9 protein-coding genes and 1 tRNA gene are annotated in these 15,542 nt (G+C 45.4%); 2 read left to right on the top strand and 8 right to left on the bottom strand.

Going from position 1 to position 15,542, the window contains the following annotated elements:
* Positions 1-30 precede the first annotated feature (30 nt).
* Both AC1RR2_RS04655 and AC1RR2_RS04660 read right to left on the bottom strand, forming a co-directional pair.
* Positions 31-2,256 (bottom strand): protein kinase domain-containing protein, encoded by a 2,226-nt coding sequence (locus tag AC1RR2_RS04655; protein ID WP_493221132.1) that lies wholly within the window; start codon positions 2,254-2,256, stop codon positions 31-33.
* Positions 2,257-2,764: 508 nt separating this feature from the next.
* The gene (locus AC1RR2_RS04660; protein WP_493221133.1) at positions 2,765-4,969 is read right to left on the bottom strand and encodes a protein kinase domain-containing protein; all 2,205 of its coding nucleotides are present in this window, start codon (positions 4,967-4,969) and stop codon (positions 2,765-2,767) included.
* Between the two features lie 310 nt (positions 4,970-5,279).
* Here AC1RR2_RS04660 and AC1RR2_RS04665 point away from each other — a divergent pair, with 310 nt between their 5' ends.
* A complete protein-coding gene (locus AC1RR2_RS04665) occupies positions 5,280-6,149 on the top strand; it encodes a sulfurtransferase (protein ID WP_493221134.1) in 870 nt (289 codons plus the stop codon).
* Between the two features lie 170 nt (positions 6,150-6,319).
* A complete protein-coding gene (gene gluQRS, locus AC1RR2_RS04670) occupies positions 6,320-7,219 on the top strand; it encodes a tRNA glutamyl-Q(34) synthetase GluQRS (protein WP_493221135.1) in 900 nt (299 codons plus the stop codon).
* A 114-nt stretch (positions 7,220-7,333) separates the two neighbouring features.
* On the opposite strand, the gene AC1RR2_RS04675 is transcribed toward gluQRS, so the two are convergent.
* The 6 genes from AC1RR2_RS04675 to rpsU form a co-directional block, all read right to left on the bottom strand.
* Entirely contained in the window at positions 7,334-8,791 is a 1,458-nt protein-coding gene (locus AC1RR2_RS04675; protein WP_493221241.1) for a DEAD/DEAH box helicase, read from the bottom strand.
* 204 nt (positions 8,792-8,995) lie between these two features.
* Positions 8,996-9,073, bottom strand: a tRNA-Ile gene (locus AC1RR2_RS04680).
* 234 nt (positions 9,074-9,307) lie between these two features.
* Positions 9,308-11,500: an RNA polymerase sigma factor RpoD gene (rpoD, locus tag AC1RR2_RS04685; RefSeq protein WP_493221242.1), complete on the bottom strand. Its 2,193-nt coding sequence runs from the start codon at positions 11,498-11,500 to the stop codon at positions 9,308-9,310.
* Between the two features lie 1,103 nt (positions 11,501-12,603).
* On the bottom strand, positions 12,604-14,406 hold the full coding sequence (dnaG, locus tag AC1RR2_RS04690) for a DNA primase (RefSeq protein WP_493221136.1): 1,803 nt from the start codon (positions 14,404-14,406) through the stop codon (positions 12,604-12,606).
* A 140-nt stretch (positions 14,407-14,546) separates the two neighbouring features.
* Positions 14,547-14,993, bottom strand: coding sequence for a GatB/YqeY domain-containing protein (locus tag AC1RR2_RS04695; RefSeq protein WP_493221137.1), 447 nt, complete (start codon positions 14,991-14,993; stop codon positions 14,547-14,549).
* 223 nt (positions 14,994-15,216) lie between these two features.
* Positions 15,217-15,429 carry a 30S ribosomal protein S21 gene (gene rpsU, locus AC1RR2_RS04700; protein ID WP_186891961.1) on the bottom strand — a complete coding sequence of 71 codons (213 nt, stop codon included), beginning with the start codon at positions 15,427-15,429 and terminating at the stop codon, positions 15,217-15,219.
* Between the last annotated feature and the right edge of the window lie 113 nt (positions 15,430-15,542).

Genomic DNA, 15,542 nt, shown 5'->3' on the forward strand with positions numbered 1-15,542 from the left:
CCATTCGCTCGTAAGGTCAGACCACGCCGCCTACTTTCCCTCAACCCTAGCGTGTACTTCGCTTTTTAATGAAGTCAGAATGGGATGCGAGAACAAACTCGACTCAATTCTGTGTTTTTTCGCTTGCGCTATCAACTGTAAGGCCTTGTTTTTATCCCCTATTAAGGCGTAATTAATTGCGGCACCGACCAAGACTTCACCACTATCTGGTGAGATTTCCAAAGCTTGTTTGGTATAGTTAAGACCAGCACTATGATCACCCTGTCTCAACACAATCTGTCCCATATGCATCAATAAATTGGCATCGTCTGGCGCACGATTAAGGCGCAGCTCTAAAAGGTCTTTCGCTTTTTGATAGGCCTTCATCCCTTCATCATGGCCGTCGCTGGTCCACATCAATGCTTCCGCATATTGCATCCAACGCAAATAGCTCCCTGAAACACCCTGATTCGGTGATACGGCATTCTTGAATGCCGCTGCTGCGGCGCCGTATTCACCTTGTCGTAATTTTATTCCTCCCATCATCGAATACTGCATCGCTGACGGACGGATTTGCAAGCCTTGCTGCAATGCCTGCAATGCATCGGAAATACGCTCTTGACCCTGTAGCGCCGCAGCCAAAATAGCGTAAGCATTTGACGAGTCCGGCTGTCTCAGCAAAGCTTGACGTATAGTCTGCTCGGCGCCAACATAGTTTTCCTGTTGATTCTGAATCGCCGCCTTTAATTCCAATAGAAAGCGATCTCTAGGAAATTCTTGCGCACCACGATCTGCCCACTGTATCGCGTCCTCAAAACGCTTTTGCAATAATAAGACCGTCATTTTCGTTTGCCAGGCAACGACATTTTTCGCCTCTAGAAAAAGTGCTTTCTCCACTGCTTCTAGTGCTTGCGGTAACTTATTATGATGAATCAATATCTGCGCATCCGCAATTTGTGACCATGACAAATTACGATCAATTTTCAGTGCTTGCTGTGCACTTGCTTTCGCTTTTTGCAGCCAAATTTCATCTCTTTTTTCTGCGTTATAACGAAACAGATAAATCAATGACATGCAAGCTACCGCCTTGGCTTGTTCAGGGTTGCGCTCCAACACTGTCGTAAAATGAGCGCTCGCTGCGTCGAGCGTGTCATTCGATCTATTGATGGTGTATTGAACTAAATATTCAGCCCCTTGCTCTACTTCTCTAGATTCGGAATAGGGCTTAAGTGCTTTTACTATCCTCGGCCAGGAAGGCTTTGCCTGCCAAGCTGCAATGCCAAAGAGGCCAAACAGCAGAACGCACAGTACTACCCTATTCCTACGCTTCTTTTGATTTTTCTTTGCAATTTCTTCGAGCAATGTGCTCAAACCCAAAGAGGCGGAACTATTTGAAAGTGGATCATTTGCCGTCAATAATTTAATTTCGGCCACGAGCTGCGCACTCGTAGGCCGTTTTTCCACTGCTCGCGCCGTCATGTCAAGTATCAATTGTTTCTGGCTAGCAGCAATTGATTTAGGCCATGTCCATTGTTCCGAGCTTATTTGCACTTGCGCTGCTACCAAGGCTAATCCCTGCAACTTTGCATGCGGCAATACCCCTGTAAGCATTTCATACCAAATCGTCCCTAATGCAAAAATATCACCGGCCGTGCTCGCATGGGCTTGTGTAAATCGCTCTGGTGCCATGTAAGGAATACTCGTATTCGGATCCGTAAAATCCGGCAATTCAGATCTGGCTTTCTCTTGATGACTCGCTAATCCAAAGTTGAGGATGCGAATTTTTCCAGAACTATCCACAAGCAAATTGGACGGCTTCATATCACCATGCATTAATCCAGTAGCATGGGCTTCCTGCATTGCATTAGCAATTTGCAATACCTGTCCAAGAGCCAAGCGGTCTTTGCCATGATGTTCGGCTATCCAATCCTTCAAGCTTGTCCCTGCCACCAATTCCATCACGATGAATAAGCTGTCTTGTTCCTCTTCAAGTGCATGGATTTTTACGAAAGCAGAATGCGTCAATCCTGCAGCCAGACGTGCTTCTTTTAATAGTTGCTCTTGTGCTGCGATTGATTCTGCGGATTGATCGGTTTGTAGTACCTGCTTGATGGCGACCACACGATGCAATTGTGTATCCCAAGCTTCATACACCTGAGTATGTGTGGTCGTACTTAGAAGTGATCGCAGCTCATAGTGCTTAAATACGCCCAAGATCACTTTATCGCCTGCCTCGTTTTGTGCAACTTGACTATGACCGGAATTCATTAAGCTCATTATTTCTGCAGTTCATTCAATTTTTTTATAGTTTTAGACTTAAGTCGACTTTAACAGCAAAAGTGATCGTTCCATGCTTTTCCAGCTTACTTTACATGTTCACTGTGTTTTTTACAAATAAACTCCTTTTAGTTTGACATGTAAAAACCTGCAAATAACTTTTTCTCTCGACGCTCAATGCTTGCTTTCACATTCGACTTCTTGACTTGAACGTAGAGGCAACAAGTGATTTCATCACTTTTCATGCATCAACTGTAAGGTCTATTTTTGTGCTGGCGAAGCAAATGCAGCGGGTGAGCGGCGCCTTAATTCGAGCTCAGCGAAAACTGGATTCATTACCGTAGAGCTATTTTTCACTGTAGCATTAGATATGAAGAGTTAGCTATGGCGAGCGATCTCAGCCCTCAAAATCTTTTTTCACTGTTCATTTACGGCGCGATTCTGTGCCGGTTTAATCTCAATCAGAGACAAACAAAATAGACAAACACCAGCAACGATTCGGGCGAACCTAGTAAGCCGGGTCTTTTCGTAATTCTTTGAACACGGGATCTGCTTGCAACTGCGCCTCACTAAACCCTAACTTACGTGCAGTTTGTAGCGCAGCGAGCGCTTCAGCTCTTTGTCCATTTAATTCATAGACACTTGCTGCCAGCACATACACATTAGGGTTATTTGGGGTCAACTCCAGTGAGCGACGAATTAATTTTCGCGCATAACTCAGGTTTTTCAATCGCGCTTCGACAAGCGCCAATGTCGCCACAAACCAACCATCATTTGGGCGTCGTTTATGCACAATCTCCAGCAATTCTTGAGTCTTGCGATAGGCTGATAGTGCCTCGTTCTCCTTTCCCGGAATCTGCATCAAGGCATCAGCGAACGAATGCCAAACTTCAAATTGTCCCGGACTACTAAGCGTCGCACTTCTTAAAATATCGACTGCCGCCTGATAGTCGCCCTGACTAAATTTGATTTGCCCAATTCTCTTATACAGATTTACATCAGGTCGGATCTGTAAGCCTTGCTGCAAGACCTGCAGGGACTCTTCGATACGCCCCTGCGACTCCAGAGCCATAGACAAAGAGCTATAAGATAGCGTTACCTCAGGATGGTGCTGGACACTGGACCTAAAAATATTTTCCGCCATTTGGTATTTGGCTTGGTTCAAGTAAACAATGCCTTTAAGATTCAAAATTAACCAATCGTTTGGAAATAGTTCTAATGCCTGATCCGCAATCAAAATTACATCAGCAAATTGACGCGCATAAAGCAAAATCCTTAATTCACTTTGCCACACCAACAAACTATTCGGCTCAAGTTCTTTAGCTCGTCGAACTGCCTTCATGGCGGTTTCAAAATTTTGTTGAGGATCTAAAGCCAGAGCATAGGCAGTTTGTACAACTCCAATATCAGGATTCAAACTGATCGCTTGCTGCGCACTTGCTAATGCTTTTTCGCGCCATACTTCGTCACGATTGCTGCTTCGAAAATGGTGCCCATAGACGATAGACAATCCGGCAACCGCACGCGCGTTATCGGGATCGCGTTGCAACACAGCATTGAAGTGAGTTGCCGCTTTATCCAACATTTTGGGCTTGTCATATTGGGATAAAGCCTGCATACCCAACTCAAGTTGCTGTGACACTGAGAAGGGCATAAGTGTCTTGGTGATCTGATTCCAATTCGGATTCAACTGCCATATGCTCAAGCCACCGACCAGCGACAGAGCGATAATGCCCGCTAACAGGTAGTAACGAAGCTTGGCTTTACGCGCGTTTAATTGCTGACCTAGCCCTATCAATTCCGTCAAATCCGCACTTTGAGACAGGGGATCAGATGCAGTCAATAATTTGATTTGCTCGATCACATATCCATTTGTACATCGCAGCGTAGCTTCTTGTGCGGTCATTGCCAATATGAGGCGCTTGTACTCAGGCGAAACTGATGGCGGCCAAGGCCATTGATCCGAAGGAGTCTGCACTAAGGCCACGATCAAGGCTAAACCTTGCAAATCAGCATGAGGCAAATTTCCGCATAGCATTTCGTACCAGATACTACCGATAGTAAATACATGAGTCGCCGGGGTAACAGCGTTTCCTTTCAATCTTTCTGGCGCCCTATACGCAATACAGCTATCGGCGATAGTTAGATCTGTGGAGGTGCTCGTTCCTGACTGATTCTCTGCTTGAAACTCAGCATGCGTCTCTAAGCCGAAGTTCAAGATGCGAATCTTTCCCGAGCTATCGATGATTAAATCAGTGGGCTTCATTTCACTTTGCCCCAAGCCTAGTAGATGCGCCTCCTGCATTGCTGCCAGCAAACTCACAATATGCCTTAGAGCCATGCGCTCATTACCACGGTGAGCTTGCACCCAGTCTTTTAGATTAAGCCCGGTCACCATTTCCATCACAATAAACAAACTATCTCCATCCTCGTCGATAGCGTGTATTTTGACAAAAGCGAGATGCTTTAAGGAGGCGGACAAACGCAATTGCTGAAGCAACATCCGTTGTGCCGTTGGAGACAAATGAGCATATTTGATGTGTTTGATAACAACCGTTCGGTGCAACTGCGTATCCCAAGCTTCAAACACTTGCGTCGACGACGTGACTTTCAAACAAGCGCGCAACTCATAGTGTTTAATCGCCCCCGACTCCAAGCCTGCATAACCAGCAGGTTTTTCAGCGATATCATCAAGAGTAGAATTTGAATTCATTTTTTTGCACTACATTTTTATTGCCGAAGGTCAAGTTTTTAACTTTACCATCAAAATGAACTTACACCTGAGAAACTAGTGATCCTGCCCATCCTTTATGTCGCTTTTAAAAAAATAGTTCTCAGAAAAAATGTCATTCAGATAAAAGTACTGACTAGCAAGATTACTTTACCAACCTACCCCTCGTTTTTTATAAGGTTTCAGCAAAGTATCGTAAGCATCCACCTAAGCATGCATGACTAAGCGCCTACTTTCATCTTATAATGCTGGAAAATCAAAGACTTAATTAATTTTTCACTTAAAGTTTCTCATGCAATCTGCTACCACTCCTTACGTTAATATTTCTGCCTACAAATTCATCACATTTAGCGATACAGCAGAAAAACGACCTGAATTTATTGCGAAATGCCAAGAATTAAATCTGAAAGGCACCGTACTCTTGACACCTGAAGGCATCAATATGTTTTTGGCCGGATTACGCCACGAAATTGACGCCTACATGGACTGGTTACACAGTGACGCTCGTTTTGCCGATATCGTCGCGAAAGAAAGTTTCTCAGACCATCAGCCTTTTACTAAATTATTGGTAAAAATTAAGCCTGAAATCATCACCATGCGTATGCCTTTGATTAAGCCGGAAGATGGACGTGCGCCGTCTGTCGAAGCAAAGACGCTGAAACGCTGGTTGGATCAAGGCCATGATGACAATGGCAAAGCAGTCGTCATGGTTGATACGCGCAATGATTTTGAAGTCGATGTCGGTAGCTTTGATAACACGATTGATTACAGGATTAGTAAATTCACAGAATTCCCCGCCGTAATCGAAGCCAACCGCGATGCCTTAAACGATAAAACCGTGGTCACCTTCTGCACCGGTGGCATTCGCTGTGAGAAGGCCGCGATTCATATGCAAAACGTCGGCTTCGAGAGCGTCTATCAACTTGAAGGCGGCATTTTGAAATACTTTGAGGAAGTCGGTGGCGATCATTACCATGGCGACTGCTTTGTGTTTGACTACCGCACCGCTTTGAACCCAAAACTCGAAGCAACCGATACCAAGCAATGTTTTGCCTGCCGCGCTGTTGTTACGCCACGCGAACAATTGTCTCCTTGGTATATTGAAGCGAAGTCCTGTCCTCACTGCAAGAAAATGAGCAGAGAGACAGTGCCATCAGAATAAGTGCTTTAGCCTAACTAGGTAATAAATACTGAAAAAAAGGCGACTATGAACTTCATGGCTGCCTTTTTTTGTATTCAAGAAATTTAAATGTACGAGTAAGCAAAGCGCGTGCAAACCTTTGTTAGACTTACTGCTTAGGTCCTTTCATTCCATAGTCATCACTCACTTGCATGCCAGTCACTTATCGCGGCCGTTTTGCCCCCTCCCCTACTGGCCCTCTGCATTTCGGTTCTTTGGTCGCAGCTATGGCAAGCTATCTGGATGCCAAAGCCCATCATGGAGAATGGCTATTACGCATCGAAGATCTCGACTTTGATCGTAATGTACCTGGCGCAGATACAAGCATCATCGCTTCGCTACATCGTTGTGGCATGCAATGGAATGGCGAGATTACCAGGCAAAGTCAACGCACAACTTTGTATCAACAAGCATTAGACAAATTGAGCACGCAGGTTTTTGCCTGTAGCTGTTCACGTAAAGAAATTGCAGATTCACGTCTGCGTGCAGGTTTAGAGGAGAGTCAAATCTATCCTGGCACTTGCCGTGCCGGCATACAGAATGGCAAGGCTGCGCGCTCATTTCGCCTGCGGGTACCAGATGGCGATGCGGCCATCTTTCAATTTCATGATCGCCTGTTAGGTATGCAAAGCCAGGATCTTAGTCGTGAGGTAGGAGATTTTGTTTTAAAGCGTGCCGACGGTTTTTGGGCTTACCAACTAGCGGTCGTGGTAGATGATGCAGCACAAGGAATTAACGCCATTGTGCGAGGCGCAGATTTATTAGACTCCAGCGCCCGACAAATCTATTTGCAACAACTTTTGCAACTACCAACTCCCAGCTATTTACACGTTCCTGTGGTCATCAATCAAGCCGGAGAAAAATTATCCAAGCAAACCGGCGCTTTGGCATTTGATAAGGGCAACAATGATTTATTAAAAGACGCTTTGCTCCCTGCCGCGCAATTTCTCGGATTGCAATTGTCGACCTGTAGCAAAGACCTGAACACTTTTTGGCGAGATGCGACCTTAGCCTGGTCTCTACAATATCTCAATGTTGAACACAGTAATTAATCAAAAAGACATAAAAAAACCGGCAACCAAACTAGGTTTTCCGGTTCTTCTTAAACGACGATTACTAATACCAACGCAATAGCGTCCTCATCGGTAACAGTAAATCAAATTCAATTACGACATTTTTCCAAATCCACCCAATAGAGCGGCTTTCTTTTGCGGTTTCGCAGGATCCGCCTTAGCACCTAAAGCAACAGTTACCTGCGCTGGACTGGCACTAGGCTCATAAGGCTTCAAAAACCATGGATCAACTTTTTCACGCGGCGCCTGATAACTGCGTGCCGGACGATCAACTTGTTTACTTGAACTACCACGCTCATTACGATCACCCCTGTCACTGCGGTCGGCAAACGAAACGACTTTACGCTCAGTATGTAGCGAGGTTGCGATAAATCCGGCTAATTGCAAACGCACGATTTTCTGTTTAATCAATTTCTCAATATCGATTAACAAACGTTCGTCTTTATCGGTGTGTAAAGAAATTGCATCACCCTTGGCTCCCGCACGACCCGTGCGACCAATACGGTGCACATAATCTTCTGCGTTGTATGGCAAATCAAAGTTAATCACACAAGGCATTTCGGAAATATCCAGACCGCGTGCAGCAACATCCGTAGCAACCAAGATTTCTACTTCACCGCGTTTAAACGCCTCTAATGCCGCCATCCGTTCTTGTTGTGATTTATCACCGTGAATTGCCGTCGCTTTGATACCTTGCTTAACCAAATGCACCGCGACCCGTGAAGCACCAATCTTGGTATTTGAAAACACGATGACTTGCTTCAAACCACGCTCACGAATAATAAATGCAACTGCATCACGTTTTTCGTCTTCTGCCACTTTGTATAAAACTTGTGTCACATTTTCAGCGGTCGCATTGCTACGTGCCACTTCTATCGTCACAGGGTCATTTAAAAAACTGGCTGACAGTTTTTTGATTTCTGGCGAAAACGTCGCGGAGAACATCAAATTTTGACGTTGCTTTGGGAGCAGATTAATAATACGCTGCAAGTCCGGCAAAAATCCCATATCCAACATGCGATCTGCTTCATCCATAATCAGGATTTGCGTTTGCGACAGATTCACGGTTTTTTGCTGCACATGATCCAACAAGCGTCCAGGCGTCGCGATCACGATCTCAACACCGTTACGCAAAATCGCAGTTTGCGGTGCCATATCTACGCCACCAAACACCACCGTCGCACGCAAATGAGTATGACGCGAATAAGCCTTCACATTCTCCGCGACCTGATCCGCCAACTCACGAGTTGGTGTCAAAATCAAAGCGCGCACAGGGTGCCGTGCAGGCGATGCACTATTATTTGCATGTGCCATCAACAACTGAATTATTGGCAGAGAAAAACCCGCTGTTTTACCTGTCCCGGTTTGTGCCGCTCCCATAACGTCACGACCTTGCAAGACGACAGGAATCGCCTGCGCTTGAATTGGTGTTGGATGTACATAGCCCTGATCATTTAAGGCACGTAAAATTTCTGGTGCCAAACCAAAGGAATCAAAACGAAGGGTATCAGCGACTGGCTCAGCGGCTGTCTGTAACGGGGTATCGGTCATGTTTTGCATAGTGTGCCTCCCGTGGGTCTAACACGGCATCAAGTGAGGAAATTCGTGATGTTGCGTCAGCAAAAGTAAAGGCGTGGGTGTATTTCAATAGACGCGCATTATAACACTATGCGTGTTGATATCTTCTTTTCGAAGCAGAATCGAAGAATTATTGATTAAAAATTAGACGGTATCGCATTAACAACATCGATAAATTGGTGGGCCTCCCGTGAGTCGAACACGGTACCAACGGATTATGAGTCCGCTGCTCTAACCAACATGAGCTAGAGGCCCTATTTGCTAAAGCGCGAACGCGCCCCAGAAAATGAGCGCTCATTGTATTACATTAGGCGCAATTGACACAAGGCTTACAGACTATAAAAGCGCGATTCTTCGAGCAATTCAAATGCGCTTAGGTTTAATTCGAGCTCTACACAAAAAAACAAAACCGCACAATCTTTCAATTGTACGGTTTTATCACATTCAATTACGGACAAGCTTCTTACTCGCTCGCGACATTGAGTTTGATCAATTCCCTTCGAGGAAGCTCTTCAGCTTATCTGAGCGTGAAGGGTGGCGCAGCTTACGCAACGCTTTTGCCTCTATTTGTCGAATGCGCTCGCGCGTTACGTCAAATTGTTTGCCCACTTCTTCCAAAGTATGATCAGTCGACATTTCTACACCAAAACGCATGCGCAATACTTTTGCTTCGCGCGGTGTTAAAGAATCTAAAACATCTTTCACCACATTCCGCATAGAGGCGTGCAAAGCAGCATCAGCCGGAGCTAGAGTGTGATTATCTTCGATGAAGTCGCCCAAATGGGAATCATCATCATCACCAATAGGCGTTTCCATGGAGATCGGTTCTTTCGCGATCTTCATGATCTTGCGGATTTTATCTTCTGGCATTTCCATCTTGATCGCCAAAGTTGCTGGATCTGGTTCTGCGCCAGTTTCTTGCAAAATTTGACGCGAAATACGATTCATTTTATTGATCGTTTCTATCATGTGCACAGGAATACGAATCGTACGAGCCTGATCTGCTATAGAACGCGTAATCGCCTGACGAATCCACCAAGTTGCATACGTTGAAAATTTATAGCCGCGACGGTATTCAAACTTATCAACCGCTTTCATCAAACCGATATTACCTTCTTGAATCAGATCCAAGAATTGCAAACCACGATTGGTATATTTCTTTGCGATAGAGATCACCAAACGCAAGTTCGCCTCGGTCATTTCACGTTTCGCTTTGCGCGCTTTCATTTCACCTGCAGACATCTTTTTATTGATGCCGCGTAAGTCTGGCAAAGGCAAGACCACACGTGCTTGCAAGTCGATTAGTTTTTGCTGCAATTGCTGAACGCTAGGCACATTACGACCTAAGATCGCACTGTAAGAATGTCCTGCATTTACTTCACCATCAACCCAAGCCAAATTAGTTTCATTGCCAGGGAAAACTTTGATGAAATGGGAACGTGGCATACCACAGCGGTTCACCACCACATCCAAAATTTGTTTTTCTACATGGCGTACTTCATCTACTTGGCCGCGCAAAGTATCACACAGTTTTTCAACCACTTTGGCCGTGAAACGAATACCAAGTAATTCACTGGAAATCGCTTCTTGCGCTTTAATATAATTTTTAGAGTTGTAGCCTTCTTTTTCGAAAGCCTTACGCATCTTGTCAAAGTTTTCGGAGATGATCGCGAATTTGGCGAGTGAGTCACGCTTCAACTGTTCCAGCTGTTCTGCTGAGATACCCGCAGCGACTGCGGCGCTATCTTCCTCTTCCTCTTCTTCCTCGTCTTCGTCTTCTTCCTCTTCTTCGTCTTCGTCACTTTCGGCAACAACAATCGGTGCTTTTTCTTCTTCAGTTTCCGCATTAGGATCGACTAAACCATCGACGATATCGTCAACTTTAATTTCATCACTGGCGATGCGCTCTGCTTGGGCGAGAATTTCTGCGATTGTAGTTGGACAAGCGGAAATCGCTTGTATCATGTCTTTAAGACCTTCTTCGATCTTCTTGGCGATAACGATCTCGCCTTCACGTGTCAACAATTCGACCGTGCCCATTTCGCGCATATACATACGCACGGGATCTGTGGTGCGGCCGAAATCAGAATCGACCGTAGACAATGCAGCTTCAGCAGCAGCTTCAACTTCATCATCATCGCTCGCGACTGTGACTACGTTATCCGACAACAGCAAGGCTTCTGCATCAGGCGCTTGTTCGTAGACCGCAACACCCATGTCATTGAACGTACTGATAATGCCTTCAATCGCTTCTGGATCGACAACGTTTTCCGGTAAGTGATCGTTGATTTCTGCAAAAGTCAGATAGCCACGATCTTTACCCATCTTAATCAAGGTTTTAAGACGTTGGCGACGACGCTCTAATTCTTCTGCAGTCGCTTCTGGATCTGCAGAGAAAGCATCCTTTAATAAAGCTTTTTCTTTCGCCTTTCGGTCTTTAGCCTTAGCTTTGTCGAGGGCTTTCATCTCAGCGCGTTCTACCGCGTTAAGTGCTGCCATCTCTTCATTCTCAGGCTGATATTCTTTTGGTTTGCGGCCACGACGCCCAGGCACTTTAACACCTGGCAACACATAGCCAGAGGTATCAATGCTCGCCAACAAAGCAGCATCTGTGGTTTGACTCACTGTTGGCGCAGACCCGGATTTAATCTCTTGCACTTCAGGTGCCTTTTCAGTTTTCACTGCGGCCTTAGCTGACTTTTTCGCTGTTTTTTCTTCAGCGTGATCGGCTTTTTCAGTTTTAGTGCTTGCGTTTGATGCTTTGGTAATCACAGAGGCTTTCTTTGTTGCAGGTGACGGCGTTTCAACTTGTTTTGCAGAATTCTTTTCGACACTCTTGCTCAACTTCGGTTCCGCTTTAGGTTCATTTTTTGTGGCACGTGTTTTTGGCACTTCAACTTCCTTTTTACTCACCGTCAATTTTACATCTTTACTTGAAATCTTGCTCTCAGCCAATTTTGTAGGCTTTAGTTCTACTTTAGGCGGTTTAACGCCATTCGCAAGGACTTTTTTCTCAGAGACTTTAGCCGCACCCGTGCTCGCTTTTTCCGATTTCACTTGAGACTTTTCTGTGATCTTTGCTGTAGCAAGCGTTGTTGCAGCTGGCTTTGGCGCCACTTTTGCTGTGACCTTTGTTGGTGCTTTTGCTACTGGTTTTGCAGGAACTTTTGCGCTTATTTTTTTCGCCACAGGCTTAGCGGACGATTTCACACTGGCTGCATTGCTTGCAGATTTGGTGACTTTACTAGCTGGCTTAGCACTTGGCTTAGCTGGAGCCGATACCGTTTTTTTTGCGGCAATCGTTTTAGTGGAACTCTTCGTAACTACGGGTGTCAGTTTTTTCGCGGGTTTCTTCATTGCACTAGCCATTGAATCAAACCAACCGACACAAACAAAATAGTTGAATCATATAAAAAAACAAAGCACCGCCGACAGTAATACCCTGCGGGACAGCGCGACATTTCTTCATTCAAACCACACTTGTCTTTGCATCGGTGTTTTGGGTTACTCGGAGGAGCCTACGCTCACCTAAACAACACATTCCTGTTATGAACAACCTTGATGGCCGCAACAAAGAATGAAAACAACCTAAGACCTTGAATCGAAAGCCTTTAATTATAGCACTTGCCTCTCTTTTACTCAATCAAATGCTTATAGATTACGCATTTCACTGAAGCAATTTTTTTAGCTTTTTACACAAACTAACTATCATTTTACTGCTTAAATTTAAGGCAAATTCTTAGCAAGATTTAAGCCAAGCCTCAGCCAAGCACCTTATCCACCGATCAGTTTACAGGACGTCCCGCCGCTTCCACTTCAGCCTCACGCCGGATAGCCTCCTGCAACTGCATAATCTCCCTATATCTGGCTATATCTTGCGCCTCACGCAAACCACGCTGTGCCAGCTGCTCCATTTCCAACTTGAGTACCTGGGTTCGTATTTGCCGCAAAGCACCTGCCAACTCCATAGCCACAACATCGATATCCGATTCCGTTTGCTCAGCAATTTCAGCAATTAAGGGATCAAAATCTGAACTACTCGCCCGCAAATTTTCCGCCAAAGCCGCAAAATTTGCCTGATCACCCATAGGCTGCGCAATTAACACTAACTGTCTTAACATTTCAGCACCATCCGGTGCAATTTTCGCTGCATCATCCATCATCGCTGGAGTCATCATGACAGCTAGCGAAGGATGCGCGACCAAAATCCGCAAAACTTGTCGCTCCAAACCAACAGGTGCACTACGCCGGCTCTTAGGTGGTGCAATTTTGACTCGCGCCACCGGCTGGGTCAACTCAAACAAGGCCTCAATTTCTGCCGCAGTCGACTGGGTAATTTGTGCCAGATTTCGCACTAATTGCAGACGCAATCCAGATGGCGCCATTTGTTGCAGCAAAGGCTTTGCATCAAATTGAGTCTTGGCACGCCCTTCCGCTGTGCTTAAATCATTCTCGCCGCTGACCTCTTTAATAAAAAACTGGGACAGCGGCATTGCACCTTGTACTTCCGCAGCGAAAGCTTCCGCGCCAAAAGTACGGACGAAACTATCAGGATCATGCTCGACAGGCAGAAATAAGAATTTGATGATTTTATTATCATTCACGTGAGCCAAACAGGCATCCAATGCCCGTCTCGCCGCCCGACGTCCTGCGCTATCACCATCGAAACTGAACACCACGTGGTCAGTTTGTCTTAATAATTTTTGCACGTGGGTCGGCGTACAAGCCGTTCCCAAAGTTGCCACAGCTTGCGGAAATCCGAGTTGAGCCAAAGCCACCACATCCATATAACCTTCAGTGACCAAAACATAACCCGCTTCACGAATTGCCTGCCGCGCCTCAAACAAACCGTACAACTCCAAGCCTTTTTGATAGAGCGGTGTTTCTGGTGAATTCAAATATTTAGGCTCGCCTTGATCCAAAATACGTCCACCAAAACCGATTACCTGTCCTTTTGTATTACGAATTGGGAACATGATGCGATCACGAAAACGATCATAACGCTTGCGATGAGCACCTTCGTCATCACTTTTATCAATAACCATGCCGGACTCAGCTAAGGCCGATGCGTTATATTCCGTGAATACGGAGCGCAAACTATCCCAGCCATCAGGCGCATAACCCAGCCCGAATCGAGCCGCAATTTCACCAGTCACGCCACGCCGCTTCAAATATTGAATCGCCGTATCCGCACCACGCAATTGCTGACGATAGTAGTCGCAAGCTTTAGTCATTACCTCACTCAAAGCCAGGCTTTTCGCAGTCACTTCAGCGCGCTGGGCAGGTAAAAGCCTATCATCTTCGGGCACTATCATGCCGTTATTTAGCGCCAAGTCTTTCACAGCATCGACAAAACTCATGCCGGAATACTCCATCAAGAAACCGATAGAGGTACCATGTGCACCGCACCCGAAGCAATGATAAAACTGCTTAGTCGGACTCACCGTAAAACTAGGAGATTTTTCGTTATGGAAGGGACACAAACCCATGTAGTTTGCGCCGCCTTTTTTTAATTGCACGTACTTACCCACGACATCAACAATGTCAACGCGGGCCAGCAAATCCTGAATGAAGCTTTGAGGAATCACGTAAAAAATCCCATGCAATAAGACAGATACGGCTTCGAGAAGAACAAACCTCCGAAGCCGCGTTATGATAGATCAGAGACAGCGTTCAAATATTTGGCAACAAACTCAAGTTCGCCAAGAAAAATAAAAATGCAAGCAAATTACTTCGCCAAAGCTGCTTTTACCAGCGCCGAAACCACCGTCATATCAGCGCGCCCGGCCAGTTTTGGTTTTAAAACCGCCATCAATTTACCCATATCTTGCGGCCCCGTTGCACCAACTTCAGCAACCGCTTCGTTAACCGCAGCTTGCATCTCAGCATCACTTAATCCAGCAGGCATATACGCAGCGAGGATGACTAACTCAGCCTTTTCGATATCCGCCAAATCTTGACGACCACCCGCTTCAAATTGCGTAATGGAATCTTTGCGCTGTTTAATCATTTTTTCTATGATCGCTAACACCATGGCATCATTAAGCTCAATCCGCTCATCGACTTCTTTTTGCTTCATCGCAGCAGTAATCAAGCGGATAGCTCCAAGCTTAGCCGTATCTTTGGCACGCATTGCCGATTTCATATCTTCGGTGATTTGTTCTTTTAAGCTCATAATATCCTCTAAAAAATCTGACTTCCTCTCATCAATATTGAGGCAAGTGCGCAAACTACAATTGCCATCACAGGCCATAAAACTCAAGAAGAAGCAAACAACAAATTAAACAATATAAATAAGAAAGCCCGCTGCGGTACACCGGAGCGGGCATGCAAACCTAAAACTGATCAACTCTATCAGGCATTAAGTTGATTTAAAACCGACTCAATGCCAAAAAGGATTAATACATTTTCTTAGGCAATTGCTGACTACGAATACGTTTGTAGTGACGTTTAACAGCAGCAGCTAAACGACGCTTGCGTTCTGCAGTTGGTTTTTCGTAAAACTCGCGAGCACGCAATTCGGTCAACAGACCGGTCTTTTCGATGGTGCGCTTGAAGCGACGCATGGCGACTTCGAACGGCTCGTTTTCTTTAAGGCGAATTGTGGTCATGTAAGTTCGAACCAATTAAAAATTTATAGGAAGACCGAAATAATAACAGCAAATTTGCAAATAGGGAAGTTAACTGATGAAAACTTACGCAAAAAGTCGATTTACTATTGCGG

The sequence above is a fragment of the Undibacterium sp. GW821-FHT11H02 genome (assembly GCF_058808015.1).